This is a genomic window from Streptomyces longisporus, assembly GCF_039532765.1.
Taxonomy (GTDB): domain Bacteria; phylum Actinomycetota; class Actinomycetes; order Streptomycetales; family Streptomycetaceae; genus Streptomyces; species Streptomyces longisporus.
In genome coordinates this window covers 25,932-44,185 of sequence record NZ_BAAASG010000040.1, presented here as the reverse complement: position 1 = coordinate 44,185, position 18,254 = coordinate 25,932, and the positions used below count along the sequence as shown (strand labels likewise).

Sequence of the window (18,254 nt, the reverse complement as noted above, 5' to 3'; positions counted from 1 at the left end):
CGCAGGTCACCGCACATACACAGCCTTCGGGAGACTGAATGACACCAGGAGTGGGGCGCGACGTGGCGTCCTCCGCGCCGCGCAGTGCGGACGTCGCACGGCTGGCCGGAGTGTCGCGCAAGACGGTCTCCCGGGTGCTGAACGACGAACCGTATGTCTCGGATGAGGCGCGTCGCCGAGTCCTCGCGGCCGCCGGGGAACTGGGCTATCGGCTGAACCACGCGGCCAGGGCCCTGGCCTCCGGGCGCACCCGCTCCCTCGGCGTGGTCGCCCTGGGGACTGCGGGATACGGGACCGCGTCTCTGCTCGTGCACATCGAGCAGGCCGTACGGGACGCCGGTTACGCGCTCCGCGTGATCAACACACCGGACGGTGACCCCGAGGGCATCGCAGGCGCTCTGGCGGCGCTCCTGGAACAGGGCGTGGACGGCGTCGTCGTCTCCGAACCCGTCGTGCAGGGAGAAGTCCCGCTGCGCGTCGACGTACCGGTCCTGTTCCTCGGCGCGCCCCCTTCCTTCACCGCCACTCGCACACTGACCGCGAGTGTGGCCGCCCACGAACTGGCGCGGGCGGCCACCGAACACCTGCTGGATCTGGGGCACCACACCGTCCACCACCTCGCCGGCCCGCGCCACTGGTACGCCACCAAGGACCGTATCCAGGGATGGCAGGCGGCACTGGCCGCGCGAGGCGCACACGAGCCGCCTCTGCTCAACGGTGACTGGTCGGCCGCCTCCGGGTACGCGGCGGGTCGCGCCCTTGCCTCGGACACCTCCGTGACCGCGGTGTTCGCCGCGGGCGACGAGATGGCCATCGGCCTGATCCACGCCCTGAGAGAAGCCGGACGACGCGTGCCGGAGGACATCAGTGTCGTCGGATTCGACGGCAACCCGGTCTTCGCCTATGTCTCCCCGCCCCTGACCACCGTGCGTCAGCCCTTCGCCGCCGCCGCACGGGAAGGAATCAGGCTTCTCGTACACGCCATCGAGAAACCCGACGACGAGCTGCCGCAGGCGGACGAACCCCCGGTCGAACTCGTCGTCCGCGGCTCGACCGCGCCCCCGCCGTCCCACCGAGACCGGCTGCTACCCCACAGCAGGTGAGCACCCGCCAAAGCTCCCCGCCCCGACAGCACGCCCGCCTCCCCTGAACTCCGCCGTTCCCCGCCCCCCCCCACTGCCCAGGGGAACGGCGGCAATCGAAACACCCGCGCATTCCCCGCTACGGAGCCGCACATGTCCCCTGCCCAGGCCGGCGCCAGACCCGGCGCCACTCCACGTTCCCGCCCCGTCCCCCTGCTTCCCCTGCTGCTCGCCCTGATCGCAGCGGTCGGCACGGTCCTCCTCCCAGCCGCTGGCAAGGCCCATGCCCTCTCCCGCCCTTCGCAGACCATGTACACCCCGCCCTCCGGCGCCCCCGCCCCGGGATCGCTCTACCCCAGGGCGATCCGGCTGGAGCACAGCGGCTCGTCCAACGGCACCATGCTCGCCTCGTTCGAGCAGTACACGTCCGGCACTCCCGTCTTCCCGATCTACCGCAGCACCGACAACGGCAACTCCTGGACCCATATCTCGGACGTCGCCGACACCCAGAACGGCTGGGGCATGCGCTGGGAGCCGCAGCTGTTCGAGCTGCCCACCGCGATCGGCAACTTCCCCGCCGGGACCCTGCTCATCGCGGGTGACTCCGTTCCCAGCGACCGGTCCGCCACGAAGATCGACATGTACGCCAGCACCGACCACGGCGTCACCTGGACCTTCGTCAGCGACATCGCCACGGGCGGCGCGGCCTTCGACACCAACGGCAACACGCCCGTGTGGGAGCCGTTCTTCCTCGTCTCCGGCAACAAGCTGATCTGTTACTACTCCGACCAGCGCGACCCCGCCCACGGCCAGAAGCTCGTGCACCAGACCACCACCGACGGCGCCAACTGGGGCCCCGTGGTGGACGACGTGGCGATGCCGACCTACAGCAACCGCCCCGGCATGGCCTCCGTCGCCCAACTGCCCAACGGCAACTACGTGATGACGTACGAGTACGGCGGCGCCCCGGAGAAGAACTTCGCCGTCTACTACAAGATCTCCGCCGATCCGGAGGCGTTCGGCTCCGTCACCGGCCAGGTGCTCAGGGCCACCGACGGTTACGTCCCCTCCAGCGCGCCGTACGTCACCTGGCTGCCCACCGGCGGCCCCAACGGCACTCTGGCGGTGAGCGCCCAGAGCAGCACCGATCTGTTCCTCAACACCCAGAACGGCGCCGCGAACGCCTGGACCCGGATCCAGTCCACCGTCCCCGGTGGCTACAGCCGCGGCATGCTCCCGCTGGCCGACGGCCACAGCCTGCTGGTCCTCAGCGGCGGCTACGGCGGCGTCTCCACCCTCAACCCCGTCAGCTACGGCACCATCGACCTCGGCGGCGGCATCTCCGACGGCGCCACCTACACGGCGTCCAACGCGGGCAGCAACCTCATGCTGACCATCGTCGGCGGCTCCACCACCAACGGCACCTACGCCACCCAGCAGAACACCGACAACGTCACCGACCAGCAGTGGAAGTTCGTCCTCCAGCCGTCCGGCTACTTCAAGATCTTCAACATGGCCAGCGGCAAGGTGCTGGGGGTGGAGAACCAGTCCACCGTCAACGGCGCCAAGATCCTGCAGTGGGACGACAACGGCACCCTCGACCACGAATGGGCCGTCGCCCCCAGCCCGTCCGGCGGCTTCACCGCCCTCAACCGAGTCACCGGCAAGTACCTCGAGATCCCGGGCGGCTCCACCACCGCCGGCACCACCGCCGGCCAGTGGGACAGCACCGGCTGCGCCTGCCAGCGCTGGAACCTCACCCAGACCGCACTGCCGAACCTGTCCAGCGGCCAGTACGTGCTGGTGAACAAGAACAGCGGCAAGTACCTGGAAATCCTCAACGCCTCCACCACCGCCGGCACGGCAGCCGACCAGTGGCAGAACACCGCGTGCGACTGCCAGCTGTGGACCTTCCAGTCCCAGAGCGGCGGGGCGTGGACACTCCAGAACGTCCACAGCGGCCTGAAGCTCGACGTCAGCGGCGCCTCCACCGCCGCGGGCGCCGCCATCGACCAGAACACCGCCTCTGGCGGCAACTCCCAGAAATGGACCCTGACCAGCGCGGGCGGCGGCTACTACAAGCTCGTCAACGTGGGCAGCGGTCTGGTGGCCGGCGTGGCGCAGTCCTCCACCGCCAACGGCGCCTCCGTCATCCAGTGGAACAACGTCAGCGTCGACGACCAGCTCTGGAAGATCGTCCGCGTCAACTGACCCGAAGAGAGGCCGAAAAGACAGCCGAACAGCGGCGGGGTCCGTCCACGTGACAACCAACAGACCCCGCCGCACCACTGCGAAGCCCCAGCTCGCGGCTCCCTACCCGCCTCGCCCAGCACGACGCTCTCTACCGGGCCCTGCTCCGCGCCAACCCGACCGGCGACACCGCGCCGGACGCGCCAACCCGACCGGCGACACCGCGCCGGAGCCGAGCAAGGGCAGCTAATCATCACCCGGCTCAGCGGGGAGCGACTGGTTCACCAAACCGAAACCACGACCGCCCCGAAGTCGCTACCGGCTGTTCCGATCCTCCCGGAGGCCGCAGCCTGACAGGCGACTCCATGGATTGGCTGATCGTCGGCATCTCTTGCCGCCCAGCAACCGGTCTCGGTTCGTGGGGTGGACCCCTTTTCAGTGCTTGCGACGTGCCTGTTCCAGGGCCGTACAAATCGCCTTGGTGTCGGCCGACTTCCCCGGGTCCCGGAAGAAGGGCAGTCGAGAGTCGGACAGGTAGGGGAGAACGTAGGCGGGGCTGCCCTCCTGGATGCGCCAGCTCTCCGCCGTGGCACCGACGTCGACGGAGTCGTAGCCGAGACGGTCGAGCAGGGCGGTGACGGACTCCTTGGCCGCGTCGTCATCGCCGGCGATGGGCAAGGCGCTGCGGTCCGGGGATCCGGCGGGACGGGCGAGGGAGATGAGGTGTTCGAAGTAGATGGTGTTGAACGTCTTCACCGTCCGCGCGCCCGGTACGTACCGCTGGAACAGTTCTCCTGCGGTCAGGCTGCCCGTCTCCAGTTCGGCGATGACGCCGTCCCGCAGGCGGTAGTAGTTGTTCGTGTCGATGACGGTCTTTCCAGCGAGGGCGTCCGCGGGCAGGTGAGGTACGGCGCTGAAGGGCACGGCGACGACCGTCCAGTCGCCGGCCGCGGCGGCCTCTGCCGGAGTGGCCGCATGCGCCCGGGGGCCGAGGATGTCGGTGAGGCCCCGCAGGGTCTGGGGACCACGCGAGTTGCTGAGCACCACGTCGATCCCCGCGTTGACGGCCAGGCGCGCGACCGCGCCGCCGATGTTGCCGCTCCCGATGATGCCGAGCGTGTCGTTCATTGCTGTTCCTTGTGAGATGGGCTTCGTCTCTGGACGAACTCGCCGGCGCCCGCAGACCGAGGCGGCTGGGTGAGGGCGGTCTGCGGGCGTGGACGTGCTCTGGCCGTGGACGGGGTGTCCGCAGTGCGGATTGCGCAGGGGGATCAGTGCCGGGAAAGGAGTCGTTCCTTCAGGGCGGTGCCGTAGCTCGCGTAACGCTCCTCCATCTCGGCCCGGGCGGGCTCCACGGTCTCCACGGCTGCCGGGCCGGAGAACTCCTCGGATTCCGTGAAGCGCGTTCCGCCCTCACGCGCCTCGAGGAGGAAGGAGTGCTGCCCCATGAGGACGTCGGGAATGCCGCCTTCCCAGGCAAGCCGTCTCGGCGCCTCGAAGTGGAGGACCGTGAAGCTGTATTCCCCGTCGATCTCGCTCCTCAGCGACACCTGGGCCCGCAGCTGGGTTCCGGGACGGATATCGGTGGGGACATCGACGAAACTCAATGAGGGGTGCCACTGTGCGTATGAGGCGAAGTCGGTCAGTTCCTTCCACACGTCTTCCGGGGCAGCGGCGATGTCGGTGACCGCGGTGATGACGGGATTGTTGCCCATGCTTGTCACGCCTCCTTGCGGTTTTCGAGGACGATCTTGCCGCGGGTGTGGCCGCCGGCCAGGTGCTGCTGGGCCTGCGCGGCCTGGTCGAGGGGATAGACCCGGTCGATGTGGACGGTGAGCTTGCCCTCTTCGGCGAGCTCCACCAGGCGGGTCAGGTCGTCGCTGTCGAGGTAGAGGTAGACGTCGACGGCCCCCGGGTACTCGGCGGCGGACTGCGTGATCGAAGCGACCCGCACCCCGAGGGCGGCGACCTCCTGCGTGGTGGCAAGGGAGCCACGCCCCGCGGTGTCGAGGACCGCGTCGACCCCGTCCGGAGCGATCTTGCGCACCTGCTCGACCAGTTCGTCTCCGTAGCGCACCGGCGTGGCCCCCAGGGACTCGATGAACGCCTGGCTGGCTTCGGAGCCCGTCCCGATCACCTGAGCACCCCGTGCCAAAGCGATCTGGACGGCGAGGTGTCCCACGCCGCCCGCCGCTCCATGCACGAGCACGAGGTCACCGGCGGTCACCTCGAGGCTGTGCACGATCGCCTGGTAGGCGGTGAGCCCGGCGACCGGCAGCCCGGCGGCCTGGGCCCAGCTCACGTTCCTCGGCTTGCGCACCAGCTGGCGCGGCTCGGCCGCGATCTTCTCCGCGTAGGTGCCGTAGTGCATGGCCTGGCCGCGTACGTAGCCGATCACCTCGTCGCCCGGCCGGAGTCCCGTCACAGCGGGTCCTACCTGCTCGACGACCCCGGCCAGATCCCACCCGGGCGTCACCGGAAAAAGGGAGTCCATGACAGGATCCGCGTGTCCGCCCTGGAACGCCAGATCCGCCGGGTTGAGCGCCGCCGCCTGGATCCTCACCATAACGAGATCGGCGAACATCTTCGGATCCGGAACATCGACGACTTCAAGGACCTCGGGTCCGCCGAAACTCTGGTACTGAACGGCTTTCACAGCTCTGCCTTTCGTGATGTGTGCGGGTTCACGGCGTAGGGGCCTCATCCGGCCGGAACCGGGGGCGCACCACCTAGCTGACCAGGGGCTGAGCGGGGGAGCAATGACTGTCTGGGCAACCGGTAATACCCTGGATGCATGAATCAGCTGGAGGCCCGGGAGCTCGCCTACTTCGTGGCGGTGGCCGAGACGCTGCACTTCGGACAGGCGGCGGAGAACCTCGGCATCACGCAGCCGCCTCTGTCCCGAGCCATCGCCCAGTTGGAGAGGCGCGTGGGTGTCCCCCTGCTGGAACGCACTACCAGGCAGGTGAGGCTGACGGGCGCGGGTGAGGTCTTCCTGGCCGAGTGCCGCATGATCCTGGCGGCGATGGACGCCGCCGTACGCAAGGCACGCAAAGCCGCAGGGCAACAACGGGTCACGATCGCGACACGCCCTGCCGCCGCTCCCGGCGTCCTGCCCGACCTGCTCGCCGCCGGCGCACAGGGCCCCGAGGGCGTGCTCACCGACGTCGTCTTCACCTACGACGAGATCGGCGCCCTCCGGGACGGCACCGCCGACGTCGCCCTCATGTGCCAGTCGGTAGCCAACCCCGACTCCGGTCTCGAACTGATGGAACTCGGCCCGGAGGAACCGGTCGTCCTGCTCCCGGCGGGCCACCCCCTGGCCGACCGCCCGTTCTTGACGCTCACCGAGGTGGAGGCGCTGCCGGGGTATGAGGCGCAACTGCCCAACGAGCCGCTGGACACCATGGTCGACCGCGTTGCCCTCGGCCGGCTCGCGGTCGTCGTAGGCGACAGCGTCAGCGACCGCCTCGGCAGATCCGTACGAGCCGTGCCCGTGTACGGGTACCCCGTCACCCAACTCGTGCTGGCCTGGCTCCCCGACGCACGCCCGGCCGCGTCACGTCTCACTGCGGCCGCTCACACCGTCATAGAACGACGCACGCCGCGACCCCCAGTGTTGGCGAGCACCGACCACGCAGGTTCCGCCGACTAGGACGTCATCTCATGCGGTGAGTCGGCGGTAGCAGACGAGTCTGCAGGCGATGCTGGTGAAGGCCAGCACCTGAGCTCTGCATCGAGAAAAACATGGTCAGGCCGGATACCCGGAGTGGCCGCGCCCGCAGGGTCGCCGGGTGCGGCGGGACGGTTTTGGGCGATCGGCGCTGCCACAGCGGTCGTGGCAGCCCTAGCCGCGGTGGTGGCCACGCTGCTGATGCAGGGCGTGCTGGACATGCACCGGATGGCGGCTGTCCGCTTCAACACGCTGAACTTGACAGGGAAGCGAAGAGCGTGGCGGGCGCGGTAGGTCTCCGGCATGCCGGTGACGGCGACGCGTTCGGTGCCGAAGCGTTCGATGATGCGGTCGTAGACCTCGAGCCGGCGGGCGGATTCCACGTCGATGTCGATGTCCGGCAGGCTCGCGCGGCGCACCGACAGGAACCGCTCCATGAGCAGGTTGAAGTCGAGCGGATTGGCGGTGGCGATGCCGAGGGTGTGGTTGACCATGCTGCCGGCGCCGGATCCGCGGGCGGCAACCCGGATCCCGAGCTCGCGAACGTCTTCGACGACTTGGGCGACGGTGAGGAAGTAGCTGTCGTACTGCAGCGTGCGAATGACTTCGAGCTCTTCCTCGAGGCGTTGGCGGGCGTGGGGGTCGCGGTCGAGGCCGCGGCGGATGAGGCCGGCCTCGGCCTTCTCGCGCAGCAGCCGCGCTGCGTGGGCGGGGCCGCCGGGTGCGCCGACGACGGCGGGCTCCGGGAAGTGCGGGCGGCCCAGACCGAGATCCTCGACAGGATCGACGGTGCAGGCCTCGGCCGTGGCGGCGGTGTCGGCCAACAGGCGGGCGGCGCGGTCGTCGCCGTGGCCGGCGGCCGCGGCGATCCGGCGGGCGGTATCCCCCATGGCGGCCGGGCCCTTCAGCCAGCGCTCGCCGGAGTCGAGGTGGCGGCGGTCGATGGGGCGCAGCAGGCGGGCGGCGTCCAGGACGTCGGCGAGGCGGTGCTGGTCGGCGTCGGCGTAGCGGACGGCGTTGGTCAGCACGGCCGGGATGCGCAGCTGGTCGGCGAGGGTGAGGGTGCGGGCGGCCAGGCGCAGTGAGCCGGGCCCGGTGCCGGCATGCCCGAGCCAGCAGCTTTCCAGGCACAGCTGGATGCCGGGTAGCTGCTGCCAGGGCGCGAGGAGGTGTTCGGCCAGATCGGGTCGGCCGGCGGCCAGGGCGCGGACGGGTTCGGCGGCGGGGCCGAGCAGCACGGTCAGCCCCTCCCCCGCGTGCTGGTGCAGGTCGTCCCAGGTGAGAAGGGGCGGGCCGTCGCCGTGGGCGTGGGCGGCGGAGGTCAGCCGGCACAGCCGCGCCCAGCCGGCGGCGGACTGGGCGAGCAGGACGATCCGGTGGGGCGGCTCGTCGACGTGGGCGCCGCCGCGGACCGGGGTACGGCGGCGCTGTGCGGGGGCGGGGGCGAGCGGGGCGACGGCGAGATTGATGCCGAAGATCGGCCGTACACCGTGTTCGAGGGCCGCCTGCGCGAACCGTACGGCGCCGGTGACGGCGTCGCGGTCGGTCAGTGCCAGCGCGGTCATGCCGCGTTCGGCGGCGCGCTGGACGAGCTGCTCGGGGTGGGCGGCGCCGAAGCGGGTGGAGAACCCGGAGACGGCGTTGAGGTGGGTAAATCCGCCCATGGCGCGCCTCCCATCGTCTGCCTCCTTCGGTCGGCTGCGTGGTGCACCGCCCCTTCGTTCGAATGCTTGTTCGAACATCGTAGCGCGTGAGATCCCAGGTCACGAGTGGGGCGGGTGAGCGTCACCCGCACGCGGGACACGCGCCGCCCCTCCCCGGGCGGCCGCAGGGGCCCGCCCGCCGGGGCGAGGGCGCCGCCACGGGGAGCCGGGAACGGCTCCGGGTGGGTGATTTTTTTTCCTCGCGTACGCGTGCGCAGTTCTAAGCGCATTGTCCCAACTTGCTTAATTTCAAAGGCTCTTGACAAGTTTTCAGATGTTCTGTCACGTTCTGTTCCGCGACGGTGGAGCGACCACGAGAAAGGACGACGAGCAGTGGGACGACGCAAGGGATTCGGTCCGGTCCAGCTGGCCACTCACGCGGGCCTGGCCCGATGGCAGATCGAACGGGGACAGCTCGAGAAGCTCATCCCCGCTCCAGCCCTGGACTCGGGCCGGTGGGCGGACGAGCAGGCCGACGACGTCAAAGCGCGCCGCGACCAGATCGTCGAGGTGCTCGGCACGCACCCCGGCTACGGCGCGAGCCGCAGCGCGCAGTTGCTGACGCAGGCGCCGGATCTCGCCGGCAAGGAGCTCGATGTGTGGGCGTGCGACGTCGAACAGCTCGCCGAGCAGGGCTTGCTCGATCCCGTCGGCGCCTACGAGGGCCACACGCTGTACGACGAGCGGCAGCTGACCGCCCCCACCGCGCAGATGTGCGCGGCGCTTGAGCAGATCGTGGCCGAGCGGGTCGCGTGGCTTCAGGCCTCGGCCCGGACGGACGAGGCGGCCGGCCGGTGCGGCTGGGAGGCCGCCGAGTTCGAGAAGGCCGCCCAGGAGCAGGGCATCACGCCGGGTCAGTTCGGCCGGTGGGCGCTTGAGGACGTCGAGCGGCTCGCCGGCAACGAGGACCTGGGGGCGGACATCCTGGCCGCGCGGATGCTGGGGCCGGAGCTGGCGGCGCAGCACCTGGAGATCCGGCGCCGGGACCTGGACTACTGCGTCCAGGCCGGATGGCTGGCCCCGGTCAGCCAGGTGCGGCGAACGGTGTGGTCGGGCGGCCGCGGCTACCGCAAGGTGGTCGAGGTGCCGATGTACCGGGTCGGGGACCTGGACGCGCTCAAAGACATCCCTGGCGTGGACTGGGAGGCGGTGCGGGCGACCAAGGCCGGCCGGCCGTCCCCGCTGCGGGCCTTCGCCCAGCTGGCGCCGCAGCGGGCCGCCGTCGTCCACGCCTTCGTCGACGAGCTGCGCGAGAGGTTCGGCCTGCCGGTCTGGGCCCGCTTCGCCAACCTCGACAACCGCTGGCTGATCGACTGGGAGCCGGGCCCGGACGGCACCCCGTCACGGGACGACATCGCAGCCCTGCTCGCCGGCAACCCGGTCGCGTCCCGCTTCACGGACGGCATCCAGCTGCTCAGCGCGCAGGGCAAGGCGATCCACTGGGCGCGGCGGATGCTGCAGCCCGGCGTCGCGGTCGTGCTGGACACCGAGACGCACGCCCTTTGGGGCCGGGTCATGGAGGTCGCCGTGGTCGACGCGGCCACCGGCGAGGTGCTGCTCAAGAGCCTGGTCAACCCGCAGACCCCAGTGACCGAGGATGCCTTCGAAGTTCACGGGATCAGTGACGCGATGGTCGCGGGCGCGCCGACCTGGGATGAGGTGCTGCCGCAGTTGCTGCGGGTCACCGCCGGGCGGAAGATCCTCGCCTACAACGCGGAGTACGACAAGACGGTCATGGTGGGCGACTGCCGGCGGGTGGAGGCGGATCCGCAGCACCTGCAGGCGAAGGATCAGTGGGGATGCATCATGCGCCGGCGCTCCGACTGGGAAGGCGTGCGGGACTTCCTGCCGCTGGGCGGCGGGCACCGTGCCCTTGGCGATACGTGCGCCGCGCTGGAGATGCTCACCTCCCTCGCCTCGGCCCCGGAGTGGGTGCTGGAACGTCTGGAGGAGAAGGCCAGCGCTTGAGCCGGCGCCGTACGGCGCGGCAGGCAGGAATTTCGATCCCGGCTCGGAGGTCGCCTCGCTAGTGGTCGGCGGGCCCTTCCGGGCCGGGATCGCGCGCTGGAATGGTGCTTCGGCAGTCTTTGCATTCGACGGTCTGGGGCAGCGTTGTGAAGCGGATCCCGGAGATGCCGTAGGAGCCGTCGATTCGGTAGCTGCCGCAGACGGGGCAGGGCGTGGCCTGGAAGTCCTTGTCGCATCGCAGGCACCGGCCGTGCTTCACGTCGCCGTCGCCGTCGCCCGCTTCGATCAGGGTGTCGGCGCTTCCGCACCGTGCGCAGTGCACTTCGGTGTCGTCCACCGTCCTCCTTCGCTGCTGTCGTCAGGCAGATATGCAACCAGGTGCCGGCGGATTCCGCTGACGTGCTTCCCCTCCGCGTCAAAGGCGTCGTCTTCAGGTGGTGTCTCTGCTGCCCGAGGGGTTGACGTAGTAGATCAGCGGGTCTTGGGTGGAGGCTCACGTTTTAGGCAAGGGGGCTCCATATGCACCGAGTTGTGCGATCCGAGCGGCTGCCGCAGTGCTCACGGTGTCAGGGGAAGCTGATTACCAGCGCGGTGATGCCGAAGGACGACGACGAGGGGCGCCCGATCCACCTGGAGCTGTGCGCGGTCTGCGACGCGGACAAGCCGGCGGCCGCCGCAATGATCCGGTTCTTCACCGAAGGTGGCGGCCGGGACGTCTCTCGGGCCGAGGAAGGTGCACGGCTGCTGTGGGACTGGGCGCGGGAGGGGATGGCCGCCCATGGCTGGGTCTGGGAAGAGACGCCGTCCGGCCAGAACTGAGCAGCACCGCCTCGGGCGCGCGTGTCCTGGCCGGTCCCTCCGCCCGGATCAGCCGTTACCGCTCCAGGAGCGCATGCGGTCGGCGACGTCGTAGACGGTGAGCCGTAGCGCGCGGATGTCGGTGATCAGGTCCCGCCACAGCTCGAAGGAGTCGTCGATCTCCTTCCCGGAGGCCCGGATGTACGCCACCGCGACGCCGTACGCGAAGTACGCGTTGCGTGCCGGCAGCGGGCGCAGCAGCACCAGCTGTTCCAGCAGTGCGGCGGCCCGCCAGTAGGCGTCGGGCTCTCCCATGTCCAGCTGCGGGGTGTTCACCCGGTGCCGGGCCACGGCGGCTACCAGCCCCGAGTAGTCCCGTACCCCGAGTTCCTTGCCGAGTAGCTCCTCCTGGCGGTCCAGGAGCCACCGGATGTCGATGTGCAGGTCCAAGGGTCAGGCCGCCCGGCCCGCGGCGTCCCGGCGGGGCGGAGCGTCATTCGGGAAGGCCGCGTCGAACGCCTCGGCCAGCCCGGGCTGCGCGATGATCTCGCGGAACACGGAGGTCGCCTTGCTCAGCTTGATCTGGTTCTCTTCCTCTATGGCCAGCTCGGCCAGGTAGGCGCGCACGCTCTGTCCGCGGGCTGCGGCGACTGCAGCGAAGCGGTCCCTGGTCTCGGAGTCGACCTTTACGGTGGTGTCAGCCATACCCCGAGTATGCACCCGTGGGTACCTTTGCGAATACCTATCGCGGGAAGCGGCCACTTTCCGGTCGGTGCCCTTCGTCGAGCATCTCGGGTGTCAGGTCGCCGCGCACTCGTCGAACACGCGGGCGGTGGCGATACCGGCCGAACTCCAGCCGTGGCTGGTCGACCTCGATCTCGACGACGACCTCCGGCGTGACCGGCCGGAAGTGCACCGGATCTGCGCCGGGCAGCCCGCCCACCGTGCCCGGCAGCTCGCGCATCTCGTCGCCAGCCGCGTGCAGGAGCGGCGCCACGGCCAGGCGGACCTGTTGAGTGAGCGGCAGACTTACGCCAACTGCCCGCATTTTGCCGCCCGTTGGCTGGCCCAGCACGAGGGCCTGCGCCGCCGGTGTCCTGCCGGTCACCCCGATGATCACTGCCTCCGCGGTGTGGCGTTCGCGCCACTTCACCCAGCCCGAGGCAAGGCCGGCTGCGTACGGGGCGTCGGTCCGCTTGCCCACGAGACCTTCCACGCCGGCGAGTGCTCCGACCCACTTCAGGGCTTGTGCGCGGTCCTCGGTACTTGGCACCGCGCGCAGGGCAGGCGGGCCGTCCTCGAGGAGTCGCAGCAGCTCGGTGCGGCGCTCGGCGTACAGGCGGGGCCTCCAGTCGGTGTCGCCGACGGCAAGGACGTCGAAGAGGGCGACGTGGACGGTGAAGTCGGCGCCGCGTTGCGGGCCGCGGCGGCCGGTCCGGGTCTGCAGGCGGTCGAAGGCTACGCCGGAGCCGTCATTGAGGACAGCGACGAGCTCGCCGTCGAGGACGGCGTCCGGCAGGCCGGCGGCAGCGTCGGCGATGTCGGAGAACTGGCGGGACAAGTCAGTGCCGTGCCGGCTCCACACTCGTCGGGTCGCAGTGTGGATCTGGCATCTCCAGCCGTCCCATTTCGGCTCAAGCGTCCATCCCTGCGACTCGGGCACGGCAGTGACTGCGCGGGCCAGAGCGAGCGGGGCGGGCAGGGTGAAGGGCGGCACCGGGACCTCCTGCGGGGCCTTCAGCGTAGGTCGCCGGCCCCTGGCATGCGTTCTCGGACCTGCGCGGCGGACATACGGTGGAACCATGGCGAGGCCGAGCTTCTTCGAGGCAGAGGGCATCGCGATCCGGCGCCTGATACTCGCGCACCCCAAGGACTACGCCCGGCTTCTGGAGGAGGCCACGGCTGAGCTCCCGATGAGCCTTGCAAGAGCTGCAGGGATTACGCTGGAGGACGCACGACGTCGCCAGAACCCGGCTCCTTGACCTGTAGGCCGTAGGCGCGAGCGAAGGAGTCCAAGTACTTCCCGGCTGGAGTCTTGGGAGGGGTCGGCCAGTCGTCCTCGTCGGGCCCCTCGGCGGGACCGAACAGGGCGATGGACCGTGCCGTGGTCTTAGCGTCATGCCGCGGGTAATACAGGACCCCGTCGAACCCACCCTGTTCCCAAAGGCGGGCCCATCCCTGCGGCGTGGTGTACGGGGTGAGGGTGGACAGCTCCCTTCCCAAGGCTCCCAGGATGGAGCAAGTTCGACGAGTTAGATCGACAAGCCGATAGGGTCGGGCAGTGGTGATACAGGAGACAGACATGCTGTCCAGCGCCTTGGGAGCGATGTCCGGACCGCGCAGGATGACGTAGCCGAGCTTTTCGGCCAACGCTGTGAGTGGGTCGGTCGCGGTGTAGCACGTACCGCGCTCCGGCCCGCTGGTGTCGAAACGCCCCGACCTGCTGTCGCTGATGCAAGGAAAGTGCCAGCATCCCTTGTCCATCGGATGCACACGGTACAAAGCACGGCCCGCCGGCAGGGTCCGCGCCGGAAACCGTTGCACGTCTAGGCTCGGCGGAGGCGCTGGCCAAGCCTGTTGCCGGTCCGTGAGTACGCTTGAGGCCTGGCTCACCGCGACCACCTTGCCGCGTACGCACGGGCGTCCTCAAGCACAGGACCGGTTGGCTGGTTGCCACGCAGCCACTCCACCGGCGTGACGTCGCCGAGCTCCGGGTTGGGAGCGGTTGCCCACTGCACCACCATCCATGGGCTAATGCTCAGATCGCGGAACACCGTCAATACCTTGGCTACGCGGCGGTGCAGATGGTCGTCGGTGAATTGCCAGACCGGAAACAGAAACCGCCCGTCGGTCGTGTTAACCATCAGCAATTCGCGCATCTCACCTTGCTTCTCGGCCTCGGCGGGTGAGATATCCAGCAGTTCGGCAACACCAGAGGAGTCGTAGAACGGGCCCCACCCATCGTGCGCAGGTTTTCGAGGACGCAACTGTCGAACGTTCCCGGACGAGCTCGGCTTCGCCTTCACCAGCCCCGCGTTCAGAGCCGGGCGAGACCCGCGCCGGCCAGCCCGGGACGGTTGTTGCAGTCCAGACTTGCCCGTCAGGGCCTTGCGGGCACCTGCGCCAGCGGACCCTCCGAGCTTGTCGTACTGCGCCGCAGTCTTGCCTTTTGCTGGCTTCTCGGCGATCTTGGCAATCTTCTCGCTCTTGCCTGACCCGGTCTTCCGTGTCTTGTCAGAGGTCATAGGCAGCCTCGTCCCGATCATCTCCGAGTTCCAGTGTGCGACAGCGCTGCCGCTACTGCAGCGCGCGAAGTTGCCGTTGAACATCACGCGATAGACCGCTTACCTGGAGTGACACCGTTACGGGCCGAACCGGGGTTACCCGGTCTGACCGATGCGTCGCCGCGTTCGCCGCTTCATCCTTAAGGTACGGACAAGGCGCGACAACGCTGATCAGGGACTCATGGGGTTCAGTGGGCTGATGCCGGTTCCGGCGTACAGCTCGGGGTCCAGAGACAGCAGCGTCGCGTCGTCTCCGGCCTGCTCCGCTACGACAACGGAGGAGGCCGGGTGGAGGATCCGCCAGTCCGCCTGCCGCCATGCGACCGCGGCCAGGGCATGGGCGCGCGTGAAGTCGGTGACCGTGGTGAAGCGACGGTTGAGGATGTCCTGGCCCGATCCGGGCCTGGCACGCTCGGCGACCGTGGCGGACAGGGCGGGAATCACGATCTCGGCATAGCCGTAACTAGCTTCGACGTACAGGCCGTTGAGGAATTCGTCGCCCTCGGCGAGCGCCTGGATGCAGGTGTGGTCGAGCAGGACGCGGATCACGCGGCGGAGTGCTCCTGTCCGAGGTTCTGCAGGAAGGTGCGGGCCCGGGCCCGGGCATCGTCGGAGACGGTGACGCCGGTGGCCTGCCGGACCTCTTCCAGGGCCTGCTGTGCGCGGTGTTCCTTTTCCTCCTCGGTCAGCTCACGCGTGACCAGCTCTGCCAGGAGCTCGTTCATGGTGGTGCCGCGTTCGCTGGCCAGGGTCTTCAGGCGGTCGCGCACGTCCTTGGTGGTCTTGATGCTGGTGTCCTGGTCTCCCATAGCTCCACTCTACCGCGAGTAGAACGACCGAGCCTCAGCGGATTCTCGTTGAGCTCGACCTCGTCTGCAGGTCTAAGAGTGGACAGTGACCAGCGGTCTCGACGCACTGACAAACGCATCGATGGCGTCCCGGGTGGTCGCACGAAGGAGGTCGAGCTCCCGCTCACTGCTGGCCTTGTAGAGCTGGTCGATCATCTTGAGGGCATGCCGCCCGGTGGCGGCGAGGCTTCCGTCATCGGTAAGCAGATCAACACGAAAGATCGTTTCGAGTGCGACCGCCCTGAGGCGTTGACTCTCCCGGTTCAATTCCGCGATGTCGGACTGCCCTTGATGCCGGTGGGTCCCGAACCACAGATCCATCTGGCCGCGACGGTAGTTCGCAAGGGCGCCTCCGCAGACGGCAAAGGCGTCCAGCCGCTCCTGACGCAGCTTTTCAGCACGTGCGTACTGCTGCTGCCGGCTCGTGTTGCGCTGTTGAAAGACGTAGGTGAGTCCAGATCCCATGAGTGTGCCCAGAACGGCAATCAAGCTCGCGGCAATGGCCTGCACAACCTAAGGAGACCACAGCCGGAGTCCGGTCAGGAGTCGTATGTCCAGGCCTGGCCCGTCTGGCGGTGCTCCTCGACAGGCAGGGGGTCAACGCCGGGCCGCACCCGGTCCAGGTACAGCAGCCCGTCGAGGTGGTCGATCTCGTGAGCGACGAACCGCAGCGGGGTCGGGCCAGGAAGATCAGCCATCGACTCAGGGGCGAGATCCGTGAGCCCCGTCTTGCGCGCAGCCTGATTGGCAGTGGTTGCTCTCGTTGGGTCCAACGGGGGCCGTCGCCGCTGGGACCGTTCCGGCGGCGACGGCAATCGACGAACTTTCAGCTGGTCACAGTGGTGAGGCGAGGTGGCGTAGCTGGTCGACCAGAGCGGGTGTGGGGAGGGGGACGGTGCCGATCTCCGGGTGTTGCTGGCGGGTGATGTGGGGGTGGACCTGGTCCATGTGGGGCGGGGTGAGCAGGGGGGCGGTGGACCGGTCGCCGCACTGGGCGGTGGGGTCGAATCGGTGGCGTACCAGTTCGGTGCGCCAGTGGTCGGCGTCGTGGTACTCGCCGCTGTGGGCGTGCTCGAGGAAGAGGCAGTATTCGGCGACGTGGTGGCCGACGCCGGCGGCGAAGCGCCACCAGAAGCGGGCGCCGCTGCTGTCGTCGGCGAGGTGGAGCAGGCAGGCGAAGACGAGTGCACCGGCCTTGTCGGCGTACTGGCTGGCGATGAAGTCGGCCAGGTGGGTGTCGGCGTCGGGTCCGAGGAGCAGGAGGCAGACGGCGTTCAGGTCCCACCAGGCGCGGTCGGCGTCCGGGGTGCGGTCGTCCTCGGGTGCGGTCCACTCGGTGTAGGCGAGGGCGGCGTCGGCGGTGCGCTGGCGGGGCGGCCGGTGGCGGGTGACCTGGCGGGCGCGCAGCCGGGCCTCGGCCGCGGTCATGTCGTAGGTGGCGTAGCGGTTGCGGGTGCGGGCCTTGGTGAGCAGGTCGTCGATGGTGCGGGGTTCGGTCGGCAGCGGGGTCATGAGCGGTTCTTCCCGTCGGGGGTCTCCGGGCAGCGGAGTTTGAGCGTGTGGGCGAGGCGTTCGCGGCCGGTGCGGAGCTGGGACCGGACGGTGGCTTCTTCGTTGCCCATCACGTCGGCGGCTTCGGCGGCGGTGAAGCCCATGCCGTAGTGCAGCAGGATCGCGTCGCGTTGTCGCTCGCTGAGCGAGGCGACGGCGGTGTACAAGGCGATGGCGTCGGTCAGCGCGTCGTAGGGGTCCTCGACGTGTTCGGCGAGGGCGGCCTCGAAGGCGGCCGTCTCCATCAGCTCCGGGCGGCGCCGGCGCTTGCGGTGCATGTCGATGATGCGGCGCTTGAGGATTGTCCAGGCGTAGCCCTCCAGGTTCTCCATCTGAAGCATGCGCGGCCAGCGGTCCATCACCTGGTCGAAGGTCAGGTCGACGGCCTCTTCCGCGTCAGCGTCCGAGCCGAGCTGCAGGTAGGCGTAGTGCATGTAGTCGGTGCGGCGCTGCTGGTGGAACGCCCAGTACGACATCTGCGCAGGCACGTCCCACTGGTCGATCGGGACCGCGCGCGGCGCCCCCACGGCGCCGCCTGTCTCCTCCGGGCCGCTCTCGCTCACGATGCCTCCTGCTGCGGCTCGTTGGTGCGGGCCGGGGTGCGGGCTCCGGTCAGCTGGGTGATGCCGAAGCGGACACCGGCTGTGAGCAGCCGGCGGCCTCCGCGGATCACGTCCGGGCCGAACACCCTGAGGGCGAGCGCGGTTTCAACCAACCACGCCGCAGCGTCGAGCTGCACGGGTCCTCCCCATGTACCTGGTACTTGTTCTGTTCCAGGTGCCGCCACCCCTCCACCCCGGCACCAGAGGCACCAACCGCCTCCACCCATAGAGCGCTTCAGCAGGCCCAAGCGTGCAGTCGATCACCCCAGAAAATTACGGTCAGTATCGAAGCGATTGCGACTAGTTCAATCACGGGCACTGCCCGCTCGCGGGCGGCGGCGCCAATCTCAGCCCGAAGGTGGCGCCAGCTACTACAGGCAAGGCCGCGACGGGAGCCCAGGTCGGCGATCGGCGCTCCGGACTCACGTCGCCCGGGGGAAACAGGCGTGAGGAAGTACCGCTCGACCTGACGAACCTCACGCCCACCCACCCGGTGGTCCGTGCTGGGCTGCGCGAGCTGCTTGCTGGCACGCCATCGTGACTCCGAACTCCCGT

21 protein-coding genes and 1 pseudogene are annotated in these 18,254 nt (G+C 69.2%); 5 read left to right on the top strand and 17 right to left on the bottom strand.

Annotated elements, in window-relative coordinates; genetic code table 11:
* The first annotated feature begins 38 nt into the window (after positions 1-38).
* Both ABD355_RS44135 and ABD355_RS44130 read left to right on the top strand, forming a co-directional pair.
* Positions 39-1,103, top strand: a complete 1,065-nt coding sequence (locus tag ABD355_RS44135; RefSeq protein ID WP_344407078.1) for a LacI family DNA-binding transcriptional regulator — start codon at positions 39-41, stop codon at positions 1,101-1,103.
* 132 nt (positions 1,104-1,235) lie between these two features.
* Entirely contained in the window at positions 1,236-3,293 is a 2,058-nt protein-coding gene (locus tag ABD355_RS44130; protein ID WP_344407077.1) for an RICIN domain-containing protein, read from the top strand.
* Between the two features lie 414 nt (positions 3,294-3,707).
* On the opposite strand, the gene ABD355_RS44125 is transcribed toward ABD355_RS44130, so the two are convergent.
* The 3 genes from ABD355_RS44125 to ABD355_RS44115 all read right to left on the bottom strand — a co-directional run bounded on the left by ABD355_RS44125 (position 3,708) and on the right by ABD355_RS44115 (position 5,976).
* Positions 3,708-4,400, bottom strand: coding sequence for an NADPH-dependent F420 reductase (locus tag ABD355_RS44125; protein WP_344407076.1), 693 nt, complete (start codon positions 4,398-4,400; stop codon positions 3,708-3,710).
* Between the two features lie 143 nt (positions 4,401-4,543).
* On the bottom strand, positions 4,544-4,987 hold the full coding sequence (locus ABD355_RS44120; RefSeq protein WP_344407075.1) for an SRPBCC domain-containing protein: 444 nt from the start codon (positions 4,985-4,987) through the stop codon (positions 4,544-4,546).
* Positions 4,988-4,992: 5 nt separating this feature from the next.
* Complete coding sequence (locus ABD355_RS44115; RefSeq protein WP_344407074.1) at positions 4,993-5,976, bottom strand: NADP-dependent oxidoreductase; 984 nt, start codon at positions 5,974-5,976, stop codon at positions 4,993-4,995.
* A 90-nt stretch (positions 5,977-6,066) separates the two neighbouring features.
* Here ABD355_RS44115 and ABD355_RS44110 point away from each other — a divergent pair, with 90 nt between their 5' ends.
* A complete protein-coding gene (locus tag ABD355_RS44110) occupies positions 6,067-6,927 on the top strand; it encodes a LysR family transcriptional regulator (protein ID WP_344407072.1) in 861 nt (286 codons plus the stop codon).
* 287 nt (positions 6,928-7,214) lie between these two features.
* On the opposite strand, the pseudogene ABD355_RS44105 reads toward ABD355_RS44110, so the two are convergent.
* A pseudogene (locus ABD355_RS44105) lies at positions 7,215-8,609 on the bottom strand (PHP domain-containing protein); the annotation flags it as partial.
* 372 nt (positions 8,610-8,981) lie between these two features.
* On the opposite strand from ABD355_RS44105, the gene ABD355_RS44100 reads away from it, so the two are divergent.
* Positions 8,982-10,616 carry a 3'-5' exonuclease gene (locus tag ABD355_RS44100; protein WP_344407070.1) on the top strand — a complete coding sequence of 545 codons (1,635 nt, stop codon included), beginning with the start codon at positions 8,982-8,984 and terminating at the stop codon, positions 10,614-10,616.
* Between the two features lie 58 nt (positions 10,617-10,674).
* On the opposite strand, the gene ABD355_RS44095 is transcribed toward ABD355_RS44100, so the two are convergent.
* Positions 10,675-10,953: a hypothetical protein gene (locus tag ABD355_RS44095; RefSeq protein ID WP_344407069.1), complete on the bottom strand. Its 279-nt coding sequence runs from the start codon at positions 10,951-10,953 to the stop codon at positions 10,675-10,677.
* 182 nt (positions 10,954-11,135) lie between these two features.
* Between ABD355_RS44095 and ABD355_RS44090 the strand changes: the two genes are divergently transcribed.
* Positions 11,136-11,435: a DUF6300 family protein gene (locus tag ABD355_RS44090; RefSeq protein WP_344407067.1), complete on the top strand. Its 300-nt coding sequence runs from the start codon at positions 11,136-11,138 to the stop codon at positions 11,433-11,435.
* 48 nt (positions 11,436-11,483) lie between these two features.
* Here the strand turns inward: ABD355_RS44090 and ABD355_RS44085 are convergent, their stop codons facing one another.
* From ABD355_RS44085 to ABD355_RS44035, 12 genes are all read right to left on the bottom strand, one after another.
* Positions 11,484-11,864, bottom strand: coding sequence for a toxin Doc (locus tag ABD355_RS44085; RefSeq protein ID WP_344407066.1), 381 nt, complete (start codon positions 11,862-11,864; stop codon positions 11,484-11,486).
* A 3-nt stretch (positions 11,865-11,867) separates the two neighbouring features.
* A complete protein-coding gene (locus ABD355_RS44080; RefSeq protein WP_344407065.1) occupies positions 11,868-12,119 on the bottom strand; it encodes an antitoxin MazE7 in 252 nt (83 codons plus the stop codon).
* A 37-nt stretch (positions 12,120-12,156) separates the two neighbouring features.
* Positions 12,157-13,131, bottom strand: a complete 975-nt coding sequence (locus ABD355_RS44075) for an ATP-dependent DNA ligase (protein WP_344407064.1) — start codon at positions 13,129-13,131, stop codon at positions 12,157-12,159.
* A gap of 221 nt (positions 13,132-13,352) precedes the next feature.
* Positions 13,353-13,907: an RES family NAD+ phosphorylase gene (locus ABD355_RS44870; protein WP_425585874.1), complete on the bottom strand. Its 555-nt coding sequence runs from the start codon at positions 13,905-13,907 to the stop codon at positions 13,353-13,355.
* 116 nt (positions 13,908-14,023) lie between these two features.
* Positions 14,024-14,659: a hypothetical protein gene (locus ABD355_RS44070; RefSeq protein ID WP_344407063.1), complete on the bottom strand. Its 636-nt coding sequence runs from the start codon at positions 14,657-14,659 to the stop codon at positions 14,024-14,026.
* Between the two features lie 210 nt (positions 14,660-14,869).
* Complete coding sequence (locus tag ABD355_RS44065) at positions 14,870-15,247, bottom strand: PIN domain-containing protein (protein ID WP_344407062.1); 378 nt, start codon at positions 15,245-15,247, stop codon at positions 14,870-14,872.
* Positions 15,244-15,507 (bottom strand): hypothetical protein, encoded by a 264-nt coding sequence (locus ABD355_RS44060; RefSeq protein ID WP_344407060.1) that lies wholly within the window; start codon positions 15,505-15,507, stop codon positions 15,244-15,246. The genes ABD355_RS44065 and ABD355_RS44060 overlap by 4 nt, the downstream gene beginning before the upstream one ends.
* Before the next feature lie 72 nt (positions 15,508-15,579).
* Positions 15,580-16,056: a hypothetical protein gene (locus tag ABD355_RS44055; protein WP_344407057.1), complete on the bottom strand. Its 477-nt coding sequence runs from the start codon at positions 16,054-16,056 to the stop codon at positions 15,580-15,582.
* A gap of 29 nt (positions 16,057-16,085) precedes the next feature.
* Positions 16,086-16,244, bottom strand: coding sequence for a hypothetical protein (locus ABD355_RS44050; protein WP_344407054.1), 159 nt, complete (start codon positions 16,242-16,244; stop codon positions 16,086-16,088).
* A 136-nt stretch (positions 16,245-16,380) separates the two neighbouring features.
* Positions 16,381-17,058, bottom strand: a complete 678-nt coding sequence (locus ABD355_RS44045) for a hypothetical protein (protein WP_344407053.1) — start codon at positions 17,056-17,058, stop codon at positions 16,381-16,383.
* Positions 17,055-17,660, bottom strand: a complete 606-nt coding sequence (locus ABD355_RS44040; RefSeq protein WP_344407052.1) for an RNA polymerase sigma factor — start codon at positions 17,658-17,660, stop codon at positions 17,055-17,057. Before ABD355_RS44040 ends, ABD355_RS44045 begins: the two co-directional genes overlap by 4 nt.
* The gene (locus tag ABD355_RS44035) at positions 17,657-17,836 is read right to left on the bottom strand and encodes a hypothetical protein (protein ID WP_344407050.1); all 180 of its coding nucleotides are present in this window, start codon (positions 17,834-17,836) and stop codon (positions 17,657-17,659) included. Before ABD355_RS44035 ends, ABD355_RS44040 begins: the two co-directional genes overlap by 4 nt.
* Positions 17,837-18,254: the final 418 nt, after the last annotated feature.